Genomic DNA, 1,017 nt, shown 5'->3' on the forward strand with positions numbered 1-1,017 from the left:
GCAGCAGTTGCAGAACCTGCTCGAAAAGAACGATCAGGCCACGCGCAACCAGCTGGCCAACCGCGCCGGCTCGGTGGTGACGGCAGAGATCCGCCGCCTGTGGAAGGACCGCCCGTTGAAGGTGCGCTTCAACCTTGACGGCCAGTACCTCGACACGCTGGTGTCCGACCCGAACAGCGCCTACGACGTGGAAGTGAACCTCGACGAGCGCAGCCGCGGCTTCCAGTGGTTCTTCTCGTTCTACATCGCGTTCTTCGCTGACACGAAGGGCGGACGTGCGGAAGACGCCGTGCTGCTGCTTGACGAACCCGGGCTGCACTTGCACCCCCACTCGCAGGCCGATCTGCTGGCGCACTTCGAGAAAGACTTCGGCAACCAGATCATCTACACCACGCACTCGCCGTTCATGGTGCCGACGCACCGGCTCGACGCTGTGCGCACGGCCAGCCTCGACGAGACCACGGGTACGACGGTGAGCAATGCGGCGCAGGGGGATGCGGCCACGCTGTTCCCGCTGCAGGCGGCGCTGGCGTTGAGCCGGATGGCCAGCGAGCCCGCGAAGCCGGTGGTGCAGGAAGCACGCGTTGAACGCTCCGAAGCGCCGACCAGTGCCATGAACGAAAAGGCAGAGCGCCAACCGGCGCAAGTCGCCTAGCAGGCACGCCAGATCTCAAACGGCGCCGACCAAGCGCCGCATGAGCAGGCCTTTCAAATCTCTTCGTGTGTCGCAGACAACGTGGATGTAGGCGGTGTCCGCTCTCACTTCGTAAATGATGCGATTCATGCCCGAGATGACTTGCCTGTATTGGGCCGTGTTCAGGTTTTCGAGCTCCTCGGGAATCCTGCCTGCCTGTGGATGCGCTTCGATCATCGCGACGGATTTCTTGATCTTCTCGTAGCTGGTCGCCCAAGTGTCCGTGCCGAAGTTCTTGATGACGTAGCGCTTCAGATCTTTCAGGTCGGCTTCGGCGGACCGCAGGAACACAACCTTCATTGCTCGTCTTCTTGGTCCAGATC

The 1,017-nt window shown here is 62.0% G+C and carries 2 protein-coding genes; one reads left to right on the forward strand and one right to left on the reverse strand.

Annotation, left to right across the window (positions count from 1 at the left end; genetic code table 11):
- On the forward strand, nt 1-655 hold a 655-nt coding region (locus tag ACSFA3_RS26295; RefSeq protein WP_435508229.1), incomplete at its 5' end, for an ATP-dependent nuclease.
- Between the two features lie 15 nt (nt 656-670).
- Here ACSFA3_RS26295 and ACSFA3_RS26300 read toward each other — a convergent pair.
- Nucleotides 671-1,017: type II toxin-antitoxin system RelE/ParE family toxin (locus ACSFA3_RS26300; protein ID WP_435508230.1), on the reverse strand; the 347-nt coding region annotated here is incomplete at its 5' end.

It is taken from the genome of Variovorax glucosi (assembly GCF_051216695.1).
Classification (GTDB): Bacteria; Pseudomonadota; Gammaproteobacteria; order Burkholderiales; family Burkholderiaceae_C; genus Variovorax.